This is a genomic window from Mycobacterium asiaticum (assembly GCF_001673635.1).
Taxonomy (GTDB): domain Bacteria; phylum Actinomycetota; class Actinomycetes; order Mycobacteriales; family Mycobacteriaceae; genus Mycobacterium; species Mycobacterium asiaticum_C.
The window spans coordinates 25,761-43,387 of record NZ_LZMH01000040.1; the positions used below are offsets into that span (position 1 = coordinate 25,761).

Annotated in this window: 17 protein-coding genes and 2 pseudogenes; 13 read left to right on the forward strand and 6 right to left on the reverse strand. The window is 67.5% G+C overall.

What is annotated here, in order from left to right; all coding sequences use genetic code 11:
• Positions 1-34 precede the first annotated feature (34 nt).
• The 4 genes and pseudogenes from A5645_RS11640 (at position 35) to A5645_RS11650 (ending at position 3,389) form a co-directional block, all read left to right on the forward strand.
• Complete coding sequence (locus tag A5645_RS11640) at positions 35-868, forward strand: SDR family oxidoreductase (RefSeq protein ID WP_065129590.1); 834 nt, start codon at positions 35-37, stop codon at positions 866-868.
• A 217-nt stretch (positions 869-1,085) separates the two neighbouring features.
• Positions 1,086-1,820 (forward strand): annotated as a pseudogene (locus A5645_RS28685) (cellulose binding domain-containing protein); the annotation flags it as partial.
• Between the two features lie 195 nt (positions 1,821-2,015).
• Positions 2,016-2,576: pseudogene (locus tag A5645_RS28690) on the forward strand (GH12 family glycosyl hydrolase domain-containing protein); the annotation flags it as partial.
• 27 nt (positions 2,577-2,603) lie between these two features.
• Positions 2,604-3,389: an SDR family NAD(P)-dependent oxidoreductase gene (locus A5645_RS11650; RefSeq protein WP_065129592.1), complete on the forward strand. Its 786-nt coding sequence runs from the start codon at positions 2,604-2,606 to the stop codon at positions 3,387-3,389.
• Between the two features lie 129 nt (positions 3,390-3,518).
• On the opposite strand, the gene A5645_RS11655 is transcribed toward A5645_RS11650, so the two are convergent.
• Positions 3,519-5,087 (reverse strand): LCP family protein, encoded by a 1,569-nt coding sequence (locus A5645_RS11655; RefSeq protein ID WP_065129593.1) that lies wholly within the window; start codon positions 5,085-5,087, stop codon positions 3,519-3,521.
• 247 nt (positions 5,088-5,334) lie between these two features.
• On the opposite strand from A5645_RS11655, the gene A5645_RS11660 reads away from it, so the two are divergent.
• Entirely contained in the window at positions 5,335-5,994 is a 660-nt protein-coding gene (locus A5645_RS11660) for an LppP/LprE family lipoprotein (protein ID WP_065129594.1), read from the forward strand.
• A 58-nt stretch (positions 5,995-6,052) separates the two neighbouring features.
• Complete coding sequence (locus A5645_RS11665; RefSeq protein ID WP_065129595.1) at positions 6,053-6,784, forward strand: DUF2510 domain-containing protein; 732 nt, start codon at positions 6,053-6,055, stop codon at positions 6,782-6,784.
• 11 nt (positions 6,785-6,795) lie between these two features.
• On the opposite strand, the gene A5645_RS11670 is transcribed toward A5645_RS11665, so the two are convergent.
• Complete coding sequence (locus A5645_RS11670; protein ID WP_065038454.1) at positions 6,796-7,173, reverse strand: integrase; 378 nt, start codon at positions 7,171-7,173, stop codon at positions 6,796-6,798.
• A 12-nt stretch (positions 7,174-7,185) separates the two neighbouring features.
• Complete coding sequence (locus A5645_RS11675) at positions 7,186-7,425, reverse strand: hypothetical protein (RefSeq protein ID WP_065129596.1); 240 nt, start codon at positions 7,423-7,425, stop codon at positions 7,186-7,188.
• A gap of 76 nt (positions 7,426-7,501) precedes the next feature.
• Between A5645_RS11675 and A5645_RS11680 the strand changes: the two genes are divergently transcribed.
• From A5645_RS11680 to A5645_RS11700, 7 genes are all read left to right on the forward strand, one after another.
• A complete protein-coding gene (locus A5645_RS11680) occupies positions 7,502-8,662 on the forward strand; it encodes a TDT family transporter (protein WP_065129597.1) in 1,161 nt (386 codons plus the stop codon).
• 35 nt (positions 8,663-8,697) lie between these two features.
• Positions 8,698-9,387 carry a GAP family protein gene (locus A5645_RS11685; protein WP_155767968.1) on the forward strand — a complete coding sequence of 230 codons (690 nt, stop codon included), beginning with the start codon at positions 8,698-8,700 and terminating at the stop codon, positions 9,385-9,387.
• 247 nt (positions 9,388-9,634) lie between these two features.
• Positions 9,635-11,908, forward strand: coding sequence for a serine/threonine-protein kinase (locus A5645_RS28330; RefSeq protein ID WP_065129599.1), 2,274 nt, complete (start codon positions 9,635-9,637; stop codon positions 11,906-11,908).
• Between the two features lie 61 nt (positions 11,909-11,969).
• Positions 11,970-12,134 (forward strand): hypothetical protein, encoded by a 165-nt coding sequence (locus tag A5645_RS28140; RefSeq protein ID WP_172830522.1) that lies wholly within the window; start codon positions 11,970-11,972, stop codon positions 12,132-12,134.
• Between the two features lie 33 nt (positions 12,135-12,167).
• The gene (locus A5645_RS27735) at positions 12,168-12,329 is read left to right on the forward strand and encodes a hypothetical protein (RefSeq protein ID WP_155767969.1); all 162 of its coding nucleotides are present in this window, start codon (positions 12,168-12,170) and stop codon (positions 12,327-12,329) included.
• 116 nt (positions 12,330-12,445) lie between these two features.
• The gene (locus tag A5645_RS11695) at positions 12,446-14,065 is read left to right on the forward strand and encodes an MFS transporter (RefSeq protein ID WP_065129600.1); all 1,620 of its coding nucleotides are present in this window, start codon (positions 12,446-12,448) and stop codon (positions 14,063-14,065) included.
• 9 nt (positions 14,066-14,074) lie between these two features.
• Positions 14,075-14,959 (forward strand): alpha/beta fold hydrolase, encoded by an 885-nt coding sequence (locus A5645_RS11700; protein ID WP_216638301.1) that lies wholly within the window; start codon positions 14,075-14,077, stop codon positions 14,957-14,959.
• 70 nt (positions 14,960-15,029) lie between these two features.
• Here the strand turns inward: A5645_RS11700 and A5645_RS29285 are convergent, their stop codons facing one another.
• The 3 genes from A5645_RS29285 to A5645_RS11715 form a co-directional block, all read right to left on the reverse strand.
• Positions 15,030-16,004, reverse strand: coding sequence for an MAP_0585 family protein (locus tag A5645_RS29285; protein ID WP_366663763.1), 975 nt, complete (start codon positions 16,002-16,004; stop codon positions 15,030-15,032).
• Positions 16,005-16,042: 38 nt separating this feature from the next.
• Positions 16,043-16,510 (reverse strand): lipoprotein LpqH, encoded by a 468-nt coding sequence (locus tag A5645_RS11710; protein WP_065038448.1) that lies wholly within the window; start codon positions 16,508-16,510, stop codon positions 16,043-16,045.
• Between the two features lie 288 nt (positions 16,511-16,798).
• Positions 16,799-17,554: an MBL fold metallo-hydrolase gene (locus tag A5645_RS11715; RefSeq protein WP_065129601.1), complete on the reverse strand. Its 756-nt coding sequence runs from the start codon at positions 17,552-17,554 to the stop codon at positions 16,799-16,801.
• Positions 17,555-17,627: the final 73 nt, after the last annotated feature.

The window sequence follows — 17,627 nt, forward strand, 5'->3', positions numbered from 1 at the left end:
AGAACCTGTTTCAGTTTCGGCGGAAGGGCCCCGGGTGCAGCTTTCTTTCCAGGACCGCACGTACTTGGTCACCGGTGGCGGTAGCGGCATCGGCAAGGGGGTGGCCACCGGGCTGGTTGCCGCTGGCGCGTCCGTGATGATCGTCGGCCGCAATGCCGACCGGTTGGCCGGTGCCGTCGAGGAAATCGAGGGGCTGCAGCTGCCCGGTGCGGTGCGTTACGAGCCCACCGACGTCACCAACGAGGACGAGGTCGCCCGCGCGGTGGACGCCGTGACGGCGTGGCACGGGCGCCTGCACGGCGTCGTGCACAGCGCGGGTGGCTCGTTGACCGTCGGGCCGATCACCCACACCGATTCCGACGCGTGGCGGCGCACCGTCGACCTCAACGTCAACGGCACCATGTACGTGCTCAAGCACGCCGCGCGCGAGCTGGTGCGCGGCGGCGGCGGGTCGTTCGTCGGGATCTCGTCGATCGCGGCCAGCAACACCCACCGTTGGTTCGGGCCGTACGGCGTCACCAAGTCGGCCATCGACCACATGATGCAGCTGGCCGCCGACGAACTCGGGGCGTCCTGGGTTCGGGTCAACAGCATCCGGCCGGGCCTGATCCGCACCGATCTCGTCGATGCGAGCGTCATCCAGTCGCCGGAGATCAGCGGGGACTACGCGCAGTGCACGCCGCTGCCTCGGGTCGGCGAAGTCGAGGATGTGGCAAACCTGGCAATGTTCCTGCTCAGCGATGCCGCGAGCTTCATCACCGGCCAGTGCATCAACGTCGACGGCGGCCATATCCTGCGCCGCGGCCCGGATTACTCCGCAATGATGGAGCCCATGTTCGGCGGCGACGCATTGCGCGGCGTGGTCTGACTCGATTTCGCCCGTCGCGGCATTTTGGCGTTACAACAATGCGCCGCAGTGACATTTTGTAAAACTCATTGACAGCACGCGCTGCCTTGAACAAATGGCGATTCCGCATGCGCTGGCACGATTCTGCTGCTACGGTCCCTGCGATATACGTTCCGTTATTGGTTCGAGATATGCCCGTTATAGCGCCAATATTGTTTCCTGATCTAAGGAATTTGACATGTCATACGCGATTGTCGAACCGGAGTTACTGACGCTGACGGCCGCCGATGTGGCAGGTATCGGCGCATCGCTCAAGACGGCCAATGCGGCCGCCGCGGCCACCACAACGGGTTTGCTGGGACCCGGCGCCGACGAGATTTCGGCGGCCATCACCGATTTCCTCAATGTGCAGGCTCGCGAGTATCAGGCGATCAGCAACCAGCTGACCGCGGCCATCAATGCCCGGTTTGTGCAGGCGTTGACCGCGGCGGCGCATTGGTATGCCGGCACCGAGGCGGCCATCGTGGCTTCTCTGCAAAACGCGGAACGCCAACTGCAAGGGATTGCCGGCCTGCTCGCCAATGGTGGTCGCCCGCCGCAAGCTCCACCCACCGCGGTCCCGACCGAACCGACGACGCCGACCACCCCCACTACACCCACTACACCCACTACACCTACCCCGATTGGACTTTCCGCGAAGTATGCAACCGCGTCGCAGTGGGATGGCGGCTTCATCGGGAAGTACACAATCACCAATTCCACGGCCACCCCGATAAACAACTGGCAGTTGCAATTCACCATGCCCACCGGCTCCGCCATCAGCAGCGCGTGGGGTGGGCAACTGGCGTCTTCGGGGCAGCAGTACACCTTCACCCCGGTCGACCACAACGCCACGATTGCGCCGGGCACATCGATCGATGTCGGCTTTCAGGCCGCGCACAGCGGCGCTTACGCCCCGCCGTCCAGCTCGCTGATCAACGGAAGCCCCGTCACGACTACCCCGACCACCCCGACCACGCCGACCACGCCGACCACGCCGACCACGCCGACCACGCCGACCGGCGGCACGGTCATCTCGACTCAGTACGGGACGACAACGGTCACCGGCGGGTACGTCGTGCAGAACAACGCCTGGAACAACCCAGCCGGCCAGACCATCAACGTCACCCCCACCGGTTTCTCCATCACCCAGATGAACGGATCGGCGCCCACCAACGGCGCCCCGCTGGGATACCCGTCGATCTACGAGGGGGTGCACTACGGCACTTCGTCGATAGGCACCAACCTGCCGATCCAGCTGGGGCAGATCAATTCGGCGACCACCAGCATCGACTACAACTACGTCCCGACCGGCACCTGGAACGCGTCCTACGACATCTGGCTGGACTCCACCTACACCACCACCGGGGTCAACGACCAGGAGATCATGATCTGGTTCAACCACCAGGGCCCCATCCAGCCCGTCGGCTCCCCGGTGGGCAACACGACGATCAACGGCAAGACGTTCGTCGTCTGGGACGGGAGTAACGGACAGAACAACGTGATGTCCTACGTCGCCACCGAACCGATCGAGGTCTGGACCTTCGACGTGATGGACTTCGTCGACCACACCAGCACCATGGAGTCGATCAACGACTCGTGGTACCTGACCAGCATCCAGGCCGGCTTCGAGCCGTGGAGCGGCGGCGTGGGCCTGGGGGTCGACTCGTTCTCCGCGAACGTCAACTAACGGCTGCACGGGCGTTAGGCTCGTGCCGTGAAACGACTGGAAGGCCAGCGAATCCTGGTGACCGGCGCCGGGTCGGGGATCGGTCAGGCAACCGTGGTGCGCCTATTGGATGAGGGCGCCGCGGTGGTGGGTGCCGACATCGGGGCGGACGGGCTTGCCCGCACCCGGGACAAAGCCGGAGCGGCCGGTGATCGGCTGACCACCTACGAGATCGACGTCGCCGACGAGCAGTCGGTCATCGCGGGTGTGCGGTCGGCCGTCGACACGCTGGGCGGTCTGGACTCTCTGGTCAACGCGGCCGGCATCCTGCGGGCCGCCCACACTCACCAAACCACCCTCGAGCTGTGGAACAGCATCATCGCCGTCAATCTCACCGGCACCTTCCTGGTGGTCCGCGAGGCACTGCCCAAGCTGCTGGACAACCCGCGCAGCACGATCGTGAACTTCAGCTCCACCTCGGCCGCCTTCGCCCACCCGTATATGGCGGCCTACGCGGCCAGCAAGGGCGGGGTCCAGTCCTTCACCCATGCGCTGGCGCTGGAATATGCCCGCGCCGGGCTGCGCGCGGTGTGCGTGGCGCCCGGCAGCATCAAGTCCGGCATCACCGACGCCACCGGCGGCTACATCCCCAAGGACGCCGATTGGACGCTGTTCAGCCGGCTGATGCCGATCCTGCCGACCACCGAGACATCCAGCGGCGCCGGCATGGCGGACCCGTCCGTGATCGCCGGTGTCATCGCGATGCTGGTGTCGGAGGACGGCGCGTTCATCACCGGGACAGAAATCCGCATCGACGGCGGCACCCACGCGTAATTCGCGGTCGTCTCCCGCCCGTTCGCCGTCGAGCGTCACGCTGGCACAACGGCCGACGTCGAGAGCCACACTGGCGTGACGCTGGGCGGGTAAGCGACAACCGGCGGCAACGCGGTGAGCCCGCTCGCGCTAGTTCACGCAGGGCACCCCGCCGCCGTCGATCGGCTTACCGTGATCGGGCGTCGGGTAGGTGGTGGCGGTGCCGTTGTAGTAGTACGTGTTGGCCTTGCTGGTCGTCGTGGTCGTCGTCGTGCTCGTGGTCGTGTCGTCCGCGTCGGGCAGGGAGAAGTTGGTGTCCACGGTCACCCGGATGTGCCCCGGCGAGATGCTGGAGTCCGGCTGCTTGGGCGCGTCGACGCCGAGCACAGTGGCGATGTTCTGCGCGTCGGCCTCGGCGCCCGCCCCGTATTGGATCGTCGTGTACGACGGGTCACCCGACTCGCGGTCGCGGACCTGGCCGGCGGTATAGCCGCGCTTCTTCAACGCGGTGGACAACTGGCTGGCCATACCGCTGATGCTGCCGGCGTTGATCACGTCGACGACGGTCGACGGGTTGGGCTTGGCGCTCGTGGTGGCGGGTGCAGTGGACGGCGTCGCCGTCCCGAACGCCGCGGCGATCTCCGCCTTGATCGCGGCCTGGTCGATGATGTTGACGTCCTGGCCGTCGATGTTGTCGTAGCGGACGACCGGCAGGGTGCGGAACTCGACCTGACTTTGACCGGGGCCGCCCGCCAGTTCGCCCATCCGGCGGAACAGGCCCTCGTCCCAGCCGGCCGACAGCACCACGTCCTTGCGGGCGACGGCCATCAGGCTGTTGAGCCGGTCCAGGTTGGTGAAGGTGCCCGAGTCCTGCAAGTCGTGCATCACCGACGACAGGAAAGCCTGTTGGCGATGGGTCCGGTCCAGGTCGCCGTTTTCCAGACCGTGCCGCTGCCGCACGAAGGACAGGGCCTGGGAGGCGTCCAGTCGCTGACGTCCGGCGGGGAAGTCGGCCCCCGAGTACGAGTCGTAGACGGGGTGGTTCAGGCACACGTCGACCCCGCCCAGCGTCTGGGCCAGGTCGTAGAAACCCGCCAGGTTGATCTCGGCGAAGTAGTCGATCGGGACACCGGTCAGACTGCGCACCGCGCGCAGCGTCGCGGTCCGGCCGGCCTCGCGGCCCCGCGCCTCGAGTTCGCGCTGCGAGCCCACCCCCTGGTTGGCGAGCTGGTTGGCGACGTACTGCTTGGTGAGCCCGTACGCCTCCTTGATCTTGATGTGGTTGTAGCCCGGCACGCCGTTGAACGGCACCCAGTCGTCACGTGGGATGGAGAACGCGACGACCTTCCCGTCGCCTCCGACGTGCACCAGGATCAGCGTGTTGGTGTTGTAGCCGCCTTGATCGGAATCCCCGGCGTGCAGGTGCTTGAGGATGGACCAGGGCAGGTCGTTGCCCTCCTGGTCCTTGCGGGAGTCCAGCCCGATCAACAGGATGTTCATGCTGTCGCCGGTCGACCGCGGGTCCTCGGCGGTCAGCGCCTGCGAGATCGTGATTCCGCCGAGTGCGCCGTGCGCCACCCAGTAGCCGGCACCCGTCATTCCCACCGCAACCGCGGAGGCCAGCGCCATGACAGCGCGCGACAACCGTTTGCGCACCCGCGACGGCTGCTTGGCGGCACGTTGATTCTTCAGGCGGTGCGCACCGCCCGAACGCCCCACTAGCGCCCCCGACCAAGCACCGCGAAACCGGCCGGCGCGCGGCCGGCGGTTTGCGGTGAAGTCGTTCGACGCATGCCGTCTAGTATGCGGTAGCTTGCTGTACGGCCCCAACACGAAGTCGCTGTTGTGCGCAGGCTCACCCGTGTCTGTAGCCCGCCTCGGCGCCGCTAAACTTCTGCGACCAGCGCATTCGGCTACAATTCGGCACGTCCGGAGGGGATCACAACGGGAAAGGTCGGCATCTGGGATGGTTGCTGAGGACGTCGATCCCGACTGGCCGCCGCCCGCCTACGACCCGTCCGACGACCTGGACACCACGCCGCCATCGACGGGCCGGGCCGTTTGGCTGGTCGCCGCGCTCATCGCCGTGGTCGTGATCGCCGCCGTAGCGACCTACGTGGCCAAGCATGCGGACGCCCCGCAGCGGGCGGCCGACTCGCCGCAGCAGACCACCGCCGCCGCACCGACGTCGGCCGCCGGCAGCGCGCCGACGGACCCGTGCGGACCCGACCAGGCAGCGGCGCTCGCCGCGGCGCTGGCCAAGGTTCCGCCCGACCGCAAGACCGGCAAGCAATGGGATCCAAAGGTGCTGTCGGGCAATTACGACCCGTGCGCCGAGCTGTCGGGCGTGGTGGTGACCGTGCGCGACGCGACCCGCAGCGCCCCCGATCTGGCGCTGTTGTTTCACCGCGGCGACTTCGTCGGGACCGCGACACCCAACGCGTATTCGTTCACCGAACTCGAGGCACCGGCATCTAACGGGAAGACCGTGGTGCTGACCTATCGGACCGGCCAAAGCTGTGACAGCTGCCCCGACGGCACCCTGACCACGGTCGGATACCAGTGGCGCGACGACAAGGTCCAGATGCTCGACACACCACCGGTGTCGCTCGATTCACCGCCGTGAGCCGTTCGGTACTGAGTAGTTGATCCGCCCGCCTTCTCCCGCATCGAATGGAGCGACAGTGCCAACTTCGCCACCGGCAGGCTGGTACGTCGACCCCGATGGGTCCGGCGGCCAGCGCTACTGGGACGGCGCCGGGTGGACCACCCACCGTCGGACATCGGGGGCGCCCACCGGCCTGGCAGCCCGGGTGCGCAGGGGCTGGGCGGTGCTGCCGATCGGGCTCCGGGTGGTGCTTCCACTGGCCCTCGTGGTGGCGCTGATCGCCGTCGGCTTCACCGTGTTCACTTCCTCGCCACGAGACGACTGGGCACGGCTGCCCAACCGCCTCAGTTGCCGCACCGAGAGCGGGCACGTTCCGCCGCCCAAGATCACGGTGTCCTCGGTGGACGTCAAGCACCCGCGGGGCAGCGTGCTGCAACTGGCGGTTCGGTTCGCCCAACCGCTGCCCCCGGTGCCGATCGGGACCCGCGCGACCCGGTTCGTGGGTTACGTGCTGACCTACAGCATCGCCAACAACGGCACCCCGTTCGCCGAACTGGGTCCCGAGCCCGACACCAACGACCTCGCCATCACCAGCACGCGGACGGCCAGCCCGGGGGAGAACCGGATGCGCTTCGACCGGGACACCAACGCTCGCATCACCGCGCCGGACACGGTCGAGATGCTGCTCGACCTCAACCGGTTCGACGTCGCCAGCCAGCCAGTGTCCCCGGAGCTGACGCTGCGCGCTCAGTTCAATACGCCGTCGACGACAACCGTCCAGTTCGCGCCGCAGGTGTGCCGCGCCTGACGGGACACCCGTCAGCAGTACTGATAGTCAATGTGCCAGCGGCCGTTGACGTAGTCGGCGACGAAGTGGCCGCCCAGACTGGGATCCGCGTCATTGACGTTCCCCGAGCCGCCGGTCCCAGGCCGGAAGCCGGGCGGATCCCAGGTGACCGATTGCGGGTCCGCCGGCAGGTCCGGCGTGCAACTGGCCTGCTTGGCGACGTAGCCGTCGACGACGTGGCGTTCTGCGGTCGCCTGGTCGGCGCCGTCGGCAGGCGGCTCGGAAGGGCACAGGTAGTGCGCGGCGCAGAAGTCCTCGCTTGCGGTGACCAGCGCGACGTTCGTCATCCGTACCGACGCGAGGGCACCGCCGAGCATCAACGCCGACACCACCAGCGCAGCTATCCGCACCTGTCCTCCCGTCTATCTGGCTCTCTCGACCTCTTCACCTGAGGTGTAGAAGACCGGGATATCCGAGCCCAACACGTTTTCCAACAGGAATACCGCCACTGGCTCGACTTCGTAGTAGTAGTGGACGTTGCCGTCGGCGTCCACCGCGGTCGCGCAGGTGCGGCCGGGCGCGCCACACCGCTGCTTGATCGGCATCGCCAGCGCTGCCGCCACCAGCAGCACGGATATCCCGATCACCAGGGGCGTTCTCATCGAGATACGAACCTCGTTTCGTCAAGCCTGCCCTGACCGCAGTGTACGACCGGCCGCGGCAGTAGGTTGCTCAGCTATGGCCACCGTGAGCCCGGACGACGCGTCGTCGGCGCACCCGCGCGTCGAGGTGCTGGGCAACATCGGACCCAACTGGTTCGCCTCGGTGATGGGCACCGGGATAGTTGCCATCGCCGGCGCCACCCTGCCCGTGCACGTGCCGGGGCTGCGCGGGTTCACCCACGGGGTGTGGGTGTTCGCGGCGGTCCTGCTGGTCGTACTCATCGTGCTGGTGGGCGGCCACTGGCTGCGGAACCCGAAGGTCGCGCGCACCCACGCCCGCAACCCGCAGATGGCCCACTATTACGGGGCCGCTCCGATGGCGCTGATGACCGTGGGCGCCGGTGCCGTGCTGGTCTCCGGGGACCTGATCGGCGAGCAGATCGCCGTCGACCTGGACTGGGTGTTGTGGACGGCCGGCACGCTGGGCGGTCTGTTCACCGCGGTGAGCATCCCGTTCCTGATGTTCACCCAGCTGCACGTCGAGCCCGACGCAGCGTTCGGCGGCTGGCTGATGCCGGTCGTCCCGCCGATGGTGTCGGCAGCGACGGGAGCCTTGCTGCTTCCGCACATGCCGCCGGGGACGGGCCGCGAGACCATGCTTTACGGCTGCTACGCGATGTTCGGGCTGTCGCTGCTGGCATCGGCGAACATCATCGCGATGATCTGGAGTCGCCTGGTTCTCTACGGTACGTCCGGGTCGACGCGGGTGCCGACGTTGTGGATCGTGCTCGGCCCGCTCGGGCAGTCCGTCACTGCCGCGGGACTGCTGGCAGCGGCCGCGTCCACCGGTGCGGTCGACCGCCGACTGTCCGAAGCGATGAACGCATTCGCCATCATTTTCGGCGTGCCGGTGTGGGGCTTCGCGGTGCTGTGGATCGCGCTTGCCACCGCCCTGACCGTGCGCACCCTGCGACGTGGCATGCCGTTCGCCCTGACGTGGTGGAGCCTGACGTTCCCGGTAGGCACCTTTGTCACAGGTACCTCGCAATTGGCCGTCCACACCCACCTTCCGGCGTTTCGGGTGGCCGCGATGATCGCCTATCTCGGCCTGCTGCTGACCTGGATCCTGGTGACGGTCCGGACCGCGCAGGGCAGCGTGGGCGGCACTCTGCTCAAGCTGCCGCCGAGTTCGGATCCCGTGAAGGCCAGCAAGGACGCCGCGGCCGACGCAAACTGAGCTTTGCGTCAATTCGGGCTTCGGCTGACTGCCCCGTGGGAAGATTGCTGCCCGTGACAGGACATTGGAGCTCGGTGCTGACGGCTCTCATCCCGTTGGCTCTGGTTATTGCGGTCTCGCCGTTGACGATCATTCCGGCGGTGCTGGTCCTGCATTCGCCGCGGCCGCGTCCTACCGGGTTGGCGTTCCTGGGCGGCTGGTTGCTGGGGCTGTGCGCGCTGACCGCGATCTTCGTCTCGGCGGCCGGGCTGCTCGGTGGTCTGCAGAAGACGCCGCCGGCCTGGGCGTCCTGGCTGCGTGTCGTGCTCGGGTCGGCGTTGATCCTGTTCGGCATCTATCGCTGGCTGACCCGGCACCGCGAGTCCCAGGAGCCGCGCTGGATGAGGGCGTTCGGCACCATCACGCCGGTGCGGGCCGGCGTGACGGCCCTGATTCTGACGGTGGTCCGGCTGGAGGTGTCGCTGCTGTGCCTGGCGGCCGGGGTGGCCATCGGCACCGGAGGGTTCGATGCCGGCGGCAAATTCCTCGCGTCCGCGGTGTTCGTCGTGGTCTCCGCGTCGACGGTGGCGATCCCGATCCTGGCTTACGTCAGTGCCGGGGACCGCTTGGACGAACCGCTGACCAGACTCAAGGACTGGATGTCGAAGAACCATGCGGCAATGCTCGGCGCCGTCCTGGTGCTCATCGGGTTGATGGTGCTCTACAACGGTGCCAAGGCCTTGTGACAAAGCTTGTGACAAAGTCGCGGCCGCCGGCAGGGTGCTGGCCCTGGTTGCCGCGGCGCTCATCCTGACGTTGACGTTGCTGCCGTCCAGCGTCAGGTCTTCTCCGCTCAGGGGGTAAAGCCGGCTGATCGAACACGCTGTCGGGCGGTCGTTTCTCATGTTTAGCTTGAAGACGGCCGTGCGTCCCTGCGGGTGCGGTTTTAATGTATTTGCCGAAGTATCATCTGGTTTTCGCTGAGGGGGCCGAGTGCAAGGCACGACATTCGGCCGCTACCAGTTCCTTGAATTGCTGGGCCGGGGCGGCATGGGTGAGGTCTGGCGTGCCTACGACACCGAGACCCAACGCGTCGTCGCCGTCAAAGTGCTGACCGCCAACCTCGCCAACGACCCGACGTTCGAACAGCGCTTCCGCCGGGAGGCCCTGGCGGCGGCCGGTCTCAACGACCCGCACGTGGTGCCCATCCACCATTTCGGTGAGATCGACGGACGCCTGTACGTCGACATGCGGCTGGTCGTGGGCCGCGACCTGCAAGACATCATCGCCGATGGCGCGCTGGAACCTGAACGCGCGGTCAACATCATTGAACAGATCGCCTCCGCGCTGCGCGCCGCGCACCGGATCGGCTTGGTGCACCGCGACGTCAAGCCGTCCAACATCCTGGTCACCGAGGACGATTTCGCCTACCTGATCGACTTCGGCATCGCCAGGGCGGCAGGGGATTCCCACATGACCGGCACCGGCAACGTGATCGGCACCTGGGCTTATATGGCGCCCGAACGGGTGACCTCCGGTCAGACCGACCCGCGCGGTGACACCTACGCGCTCGGCTGCGTGCTGCACGAGTGCTTGACCGGCAGCCAGCCTTTCCCCGGCAGCAGCCTGGAACAGCAGATCGGGGGGCACCTGAGCCTGCCGCCGCCGCGGCCGTCCACGCTGCGGCGCGGCATACCCGAAGAGCTGGACAACGTGATCGCGACCGCAATGGCCAAGAATCCCGAGCAGCGCTACCCGACGGTCACCGACATGGCGGCCGCCGCCCGGGAAGCGGTGACCGGAACGCGCCCCATCCCGCTGCGCCGGCCCGAACCCGTCCAGCAGCGCACCCAGCTCGCACCGCCACCCGGTCCGCCGAGGCAGCCGCCCCCCGCGCCGCGACGCGGCGGCCCGGCCTACCCCGACCAGTCGCAGCGCCGCCCCCCGGGCGAGCCGCCGCGGCGCCCACCGCCGGACCCGAATCAGCGCCGCCCGCAGTCGCCGCCGCCGGCCCCCTACCGCCCGCCGTCGGACCCCAATCCGTACCGCCCGGCGCCGGATCCGTCCCCGCAGCGGCCGCCCACCGATCCCACTCAACGCCGGCCCAGCACGGACCCGAACCAGCATCACTCGATCAACGACGAGCCGACGCTCTACCGGCACCCGAGTGACCCGCCCACACCCGTCCCGTTCCCGGTAGTCGCTCCAGCGGCCGCCCCGGACAGCGGCCCCAGCCGCGATCCGGGCAGCAGACCGAACCGCGAGCAGGGCGGCAAACCGAAGCGCAAGCGCCGCACCCCGCTCATCCTGGCGGGGGTCGGTGCGCTGCTCGCCGTCATCGCCGTGGTCGCCGTGATCGCCCTGAGCGGCGGTGGCGGCAGCCCGGGCAGCGGCCAGGCGACCGAACGGTCGGGCACCGAAGAAGCGACGCCGCCGTCCAACGGCGGCCCGTTCACCGGCACCTACACCGCTGACTTCGGTCCGAAGATGTCTTTGGCGGGCAAGGAGGTTGCGAATTCCGAACCGCCCGGCCAGGAGACGTGGGTGCTGCGTTCCGCTTGCACCGGCAAGGGCGGGAGTGGGTGCGTCGCGACGGCGCAGCGCACCGACGGGCCCTACAACCACACTCCCAAGCTGGTGTTCGACGATGTTCGGGGACGCTGGATCGCGATCGCTCTCGAAGGCGGCAAATGCAACGAGAAGAGCATCGAGAAGTGGAATTACGTCTGGCTGAAGCCGCAATCCGACGGCTCCCTGGTCGGCGAGTGGATCACCGATTCCCTCGATTGCTACAGCAAGCGGTCGGTGACGTTCACCCGAACCGGCGACGCTGAACTCGGCGGCCTCCCTGACCCAGCCGAGCAGCGCGCGCGCGTCGTGTCCCCTGCCGAGGCGCTGCACGGCGCTTACCACCTGCTGACCACCTACACCGGCGCCAACGCCCCGAAGCCGCAGGAAGCCGATTACACCGTCGACACCATCTGTCTGCGTACCGGAGACCGCTGCCTGAGCCGGTTCGTCAGGAACGGCACCAGCGGCACCCAGTTGCTGCAATTCGCCAATGACGTCTGGACCCGCGACGACGAGTACGACGCGTCCTGCCCGGCCGGCGGCACCTCGCACGTCAAGATCAAAGGCACGTTCCCGCTGCCGGAGCCCCCGCAGGACCCGATAGCCGTGCTGGCCGGGAGCGGCACCAAGGATGAATCGGGCAGCGCCTGCAAAGGCGGTCCGTACGAGATGAAGTTCACCCGCACCGGCGACTGACGTCTGTTTGGGCCCCCCGGTAGCGCGGGTAGGCACCAGGGAGTCCAGCAAGGAGCCGTTGATGATCGACGCACGTTCAACCGGACCCCAGACGCCGGAACGGGGTACGCCCGCAGAGGCGCCGGAACGCCTCACCCCGTCGGAGACGCCGGAACGGCTCACGCCATCCGAACCGCCGGAGCGGCTACCACCGCAGGACCCGCCCGAGCGGCTCACTCCGGCGTGACGCTTGTCAACCCGCTTAACCAAGGAGAGTTTCATGCGCGCAGAAGAAGGCGACGAATCAGTGAAGGACTACGCCGTGGAGGGCGAGCAGACGTTGAACAGGATCAAGGATGCGCAGCATTCTTCGGACAATCCGCTGACCCGCATCGCCCGTCGACTGTTCCGGCTGTTACCGGGTCGGGCGGGCGGCGCTTAAACCGCGTGACCCCGACGCGTTTTCCGGCGCGCCTCAGCGGGTACTGAGACCGGGAGTCTCGCTACGAGACTGACAGTCTTGTTTTACTGCTGTCCACTGCAACGGAAGCAGGGCCCGTGACTGGTTTCGCGGTCAGAACCCTCAAACGCTCCGATCAGCCACCGAACTCCTTCGCGCAGGGTTCCCGTGCGCGACGGGGGTGGACGCTGTTCATCGCTTGCGCGGGGGTGGCCCTCGTCATCGCGTCGATGGTCGCCCTGAACACGGCGCTGAGCGACATCGCAGCCGCCACGGGGGCCACCCAGACGCAACTGACCTGGATCGTGGACAGCTACACGCTGTTGCTCGCGTGCCTGCTGTTGCCCGCCGGCGCCATCGGCGACCGGTACGGCAGGCGCAGTGCCCTACTTATCGGCGTCGCCATCTTCTCGATCGCATCCGCCGCGCCCTTGATCTTCGACAGCCCGGTGCAGATCATTGCGGCCCGCGGGTTGGCCGGGGCCGGTGCCGCCTTTGTCATGCCCGCGACCCTGTCGTTGCTGACAGTGGCCTACCCGCCGGAGGCGCGCACCAAAGCGGTCGGCATCTGGGCCGGCGTCGCCGGATCGGGTGGGCTGTTCGGCATGATCGGTGCAGGGCTGCTCGTCGAGTTCTGGGACTGGCGCTCGATCTTCTGGACCCTGGCGATCGGCGGGTTGGTGGTTTTCCTGCTCACCCTGACCATCGCCGAGTCGCGCGACCCCGACGCGCCGCGGCTGGACGTGCCGGGCGCAGCCACCGTCGGGGCGGCGGTCGCGGTGTTCGTGTTCGGCATCCTGCAGGCACCCGCGCACGGCTGGAGCGATCCCCGCGTCTTCGGCTGCCTGATCGCTGGGGCGGCGCTGGCGGTGGTATTCGGGGTGATCGAGCTTCGGCGCCGTGATCCGCTGCTCGACATCCGTCTGTTCGCCAATCCCTATTTCGGCACCGGCGCCGCGACGATCACCATGGTCTTCCTGGCCACATTCGGGCTGTTCTTCCTGGTGGTGCAGTACCTCCAACAGGTGAAGGGCTATTCCGCGCTGATCGCCGCGCTGGCGCTGGGCCCGATGGCGGTGCCGTTGCTGGCGCTGTCGCTGCTGTCGTCGTGGTATCTGCTAAGGCTGGGGTTGCGTGTGGTCGTCTTCGCCAGCATGGTGCTGGTGTCTATCGGCTTCTTGTGCATGTGCACGCTGACCGCCGACTCCTCCTACCTCCAGATCTGCTGGCCCCTGATGATCATCAGCACCGGCTTCGGGTTATGCACCGCCCCAACGACTTCGGCGATCATGGGCGCTGCGCCGGACGAGAAGCAGGGGGTGGCCTCCGCGGTCAACGACGCCACCCGCGAGGTGGGCGGCGCGCTGGGCATCGCCCTGGCCGGCTCGATCCTGGCCGGCAGCTACAGCCATCGCATCGCGGGTGCGCTCGGTGACCTCCCCCAACCGGTCCGGGGTCCGGCGTCGGATTCGTTGACCAAGGCGCTAGCGGTCGCCAATCACCTTGGACCGCAAGGCCTTGCATTGGCGGAGCGCAGCAAGGACGCCTTCGTGGCGGCCACCAGTTCGTCATACGCGGTCATGGCCGCAATCGTCGCCGTCGCGGCCTGCACCATCCCGTTGTTCGCTCCCGGACGTGACGGTCAACGGCTGGCCGCGGTGCGTCGGTTGCGTGGTCGTCGGCTGTCATCCCGGTTACGAGGCCACCCGACCTCTTAGTATTTCCTGATGGCTCCGGTCTCCAGCGCTGCCGAACCGTTCATCACCCACCGACCCGGCGGGTTACGCATCGTCTCTGACCGCCAGGGCGACCCCCAAGCGCGGGCCGTGGTGTTTTTGCACGGCGGTGGGCAGACCCGCCGCTCCTGGGCAAAGGCGGCCGCGGCCGTCGCCGAACGCGGCTACCAGGCGGTGACGGTCGATTTGCGGGGCCACGGCGAATCCGACTGGTCCGACGACGGCGACTACCGGGTGGTCAGCTTTGCCCGCGATGTCGAGGAAGTGTTGCGCGGGCTGCCGGCCAAGCCGGTGCTGGTGGGTGCCTCGCTCGGCGGGTTCACCTCGATGCTGCTGGCCGGCGAGCTCACGCCGGGCATCGCCAGTGCCATCGTGCTGGTCGACATCGTGCCCAACATGGAGCAGTCGGGCGCGGCGCGAATCCACGACTTCATGTCCGACCGCGTGGAAACGGGCTTCGCCTCGCTGGACGAGGTGGCCGACGCGATCGCCGAATACAACCCGCACCGGCCCCGGCCCACCGATCTCGATGGGCTGACCACCAACCTGCGCCGCCGCGGCGATCGCTGGTACTGGCACTGGGATCCGCGGTTCATCAACGGCACCGCGGCTCACCCGCCCATCGAGGTCACCGACCCCGATCGCATGCACGACGCCGTCGAGTCGATCCTGCGCGACGGCGTGCCGATGCTGTTGGTGCGGGGCAAGATGAGCGATTTGGTCAGCCAGGAACGCGCAGAGGAATTCCTCGCCCGCTTCCCGCAGGTCGAGTTCACCGACGTCCGCGGGGCCGGCCACATGGTGGCCGGTGATCGCAACGACGTCTTTGCCGGCGCGGTACTGGATTTCCTAGACCGGCATGTCGCCACGGGCTGATCGGAGTTACCCGTCAGGCCCGGTCAGGTCGCCGCAATAGTTAGCGGTGCCAGGTGCGGGTCAGTACAGGTCAGTACAAAGGAACCCACACGCCCATGAACCAGTAGCCCCATCCTCCGTATTGCCAATTGAAAACTGGCAGGACGGTGTAGGTGTTGTAGTTGAACGGGGCGAAATACTGCTGGCCGTAGCTGACGTCACGCGGCGGCCCCTCCCAGGGGCGGTTCCAGCCGCCCGGGGGCGGTGCCCCGTCCCAGCCGTTCGACGGCGGAGGTCCTTCCCAGTGTGGCGGTGGGTGGCCGGGCGCCGCGCCGTTGTTCCAGCCATACCCGCTCGGTCGCGGTGGCGGCGGGGCCCCCAGTCCAGGCACGTAGAACCCGACTGTGAGGTCGATGGGACCGCCGATTTGCACAGTGCCGCGTGAGTAGTCGCCGTGCGGCGGAATGTAGGGCGGGTGCGGCGGCTGAGTGGTAGGCGCGTTCAGGACGGGGGTAGTGGTCGGCGGGTAGGAAGTGCTCGCGCCTGGTTGCGTCGTCGAGCCCCACGGACCTGAGGTCGTCGGCGGTGTGGAGGAACCCCATGGTGCCGAGGTTGTGGTGGACGGTGTGGTGGAACCCCATGGTGCCGAGGTTGTGGTGGGCGGTGTGGTGGAACCCCATGGTGCCGAGGTTGTGGTGGGCGCCGTCGTGGAACTCCATGGTGCTGTCGTCGTCGGCTGCGTCGTTGTGCTGCGCGGCGGCGCCGTAGTTGACGGGGGCGGAGTCGAACTCGGCGGCTTCGACGTTGAAGGCGGCGGGGTGCCGGCACCGGGCACAGATGATCCCGGTGGCGGCACGGTCCCGGTGCCTCCGTAGCCAGGAGGGTTGGGGCCGGGGTTGGGGCTGGCGGTGGTGCCACCACTGCAGGCCTTGTTCCAACTCGGGCAGGGGTCCTGCGGCGCCGAGTTGGCCAGACCTGCGTTGATCGCTGTCGCGGAAATGCCGAGGCTCACCGCCACCGCCGCGGCCCCGGCCGCTGCGACACGTTTGATGGACATTTGCTGCATCCCCTCTCGGGCTTGAGCCCGCGATGTCTAAACCCCCGTTATGGGCAGGTCACGTCCAATTCGAACGGCTTGGTGAGCGTCTTCGGCTGGGCTGGGTTGCTGACGTCAGAACCGGTCGCAGTGCCCTTGATCTGGTAATACTTGCCGCTTACCGCCGCCCCGGCATTGCCGGCTTGACCCGGCGCGGCGTCGGAGTAGCCGAGTGTCACACCGTTGACGGCACCTAGGCCGACTGCGTGAACTATGGGCGGACTACCGGTGCTCACCACCGCACCGATGCCGTTGGCCACGTCGCCGACACCGATATTGATGTTTTCACCGTTCGGGGTGCAGGTAACCGGACCGCTGACATTCTGGTTCTGGCCGTCAACGATCACCCGTGGACCCGCTGGGGCGGCTGGGCCGGGGCTCGGCGAACCCTTGTCAGAGTTGTTGCTGGAACACCCTGCGCAACCAGCGGCCACGAGGACCAGGCCGGCCGCGGCGACGACGATCGGACGCTTCATCGCAGTACTCCTCTGCGCCGTGGGTGCCCACTCGTCGCGGCGCCCAGGTATCGGCAAACTTACCGCGCTTTGCGGGAAACTCATATACACGTCATAGAAATTGACAGCCAGATACCCCGAACCAAAATTTTGTAAACGTTGGAACGAAAAATCTGTCCAGCTTGCGCACTCTGTCGTGGAAGATGTCGATGCTGACGGTGCGGCCCAGCGCGCGTCCCCAAGGGACGGCGTCCGGCAACCGCTCGTCTCTGCAGCGGCGCGCCGGCTTGCGGGGTGGGTGCCTCGCTACTAGCCCAGCAGTGGCCAGCCGGGCGCGGCCACTCGCTCTCGCAACGAATCAAGCTGCGCAGCGACATTTTCGGTCAGCGGCGCGCGGTGCCCCGGGCATACGTAGCGAATCGGTAACTGCAGGAACGCCGCCATCGACGCGCGGGCGTCGTCCAGCTCGAGGGTCACCGGCCGCGCCATGAACCGCAGCTTGCCGCCGACCACCGCCAGGGCATCCCCGGCGAACAGCACGCCGTCGGGTTCGTAGAAGTAGGCGACATGGCCCGGCGTGTGACCCGGCGTCTCCAACACTCGGAACTGGCCCAGCAGCAGATCGCCGTTGCGCACCAGCACATCCGCCGCCACGGCTGTGGATGTCGCGGCGCTCAAGAGCCCGCGGGCCAGCACGAGTGGACCGCGTTCGGGAACCTGCTTGCTCAACCAACCGGGGAAACCACCGCGCGCGGTTTCCCGCATGAAGTACGACCGGTCGCCTCCGTGGTAGTGAACCCGGGCGCCCGACAAGGTCTTCATCCGTGCAGCCCCCGCCGCATGATCGTTGTGCCAATGAGACAACAGGATCGTGTGCACATCGGCCGGACTCCGCCCCAGCATGTCCAGGCCGTTGAGTATAGGGGCCGCATCCGACGTCATTCCGGCGTCGACCAGGACAACGCCGTCGTCGTCCACGACCGCGTACGAACAACAGACGTAGCTGCGCTGGCGGAAGCACCACACCTGCTCCGTCACCGGCAGTAGCTGGACCCGCGATCGCATGCGCCCTCCTCCGGGCTGGGGCTCCATCCTCCCGCGGCGGCCGAGTCGGCGGCAGCCTTTTTCGCATATCCGC

Excerpts from the sequence above, each read along its gene's own strand:
- A5645_RS11660 (WP_065129594.1), top strand. The coding sequence starts at position 5,335 with ATGGTTGCTGAGGACGTCGATCCCGACTGGCCGCCGCCCGCCTACGAC.
- A5645_RS11700 (WP_216638301.1), top strand. The coding sequence starts at position 14,075 with ATGGCTCCGGTCTCCAGCGCTGCCGAACCGTTCATCACCCACCGACCC.
- A5645_RS11715 (WP_065129601.1), bottom strand. The coding sequence starts at position 17,554 with ATGCGATCGCGGGTCCAGCTACTGCCGGTGACGGAGCAGGTGTGGTGC.
- A5645_RS11680 (WP_065129597.1), top strand. The coding sequence starts at position 7,502 with ATGGCCACCGTGAGCCCGGACGACGCGTCGTCGGCGCACCCGCGCGTC.
- A5645_RS29285 (WP_366663763.1), bottom strand. The coding sequence starts at position 16,004 with ATGCAGCAAATGTCCATCAAACGTGTCGCAGCGGCCGGGGCCGCGGCG.
- A5645_RS11675 (WP_065129596.1), bottom strand. The coding sequence starts at position 7,425 with ATGAGAACGCCCCTGGTGATCGGGATATCCGTGCTGCTGGTGGCGGCA.
- A5645_RS11710 (WP_065038448.1), bottom strand. The coding sequence starts at position 16,510 with ATGAAGCGTCCGATCGTCGTCGCCGCGGCCGGCCTGGTCCTCGTGGCC.
- A5645_RS27735 (WP_155767969.1), top strand. The coding sequence starts at position 12,168 with ATGCGCGCAGAAGAAGGCGACGAATCAGTGAAGGACTACGCCGTGGAG.
- A5645_RS28140 (WP_172830522.1), top strand. The coding sequence starts at position 11,970 with ATGATCGACGCACGTTCAACCGGACCCCAGACGCCGGAACGGGGTACG.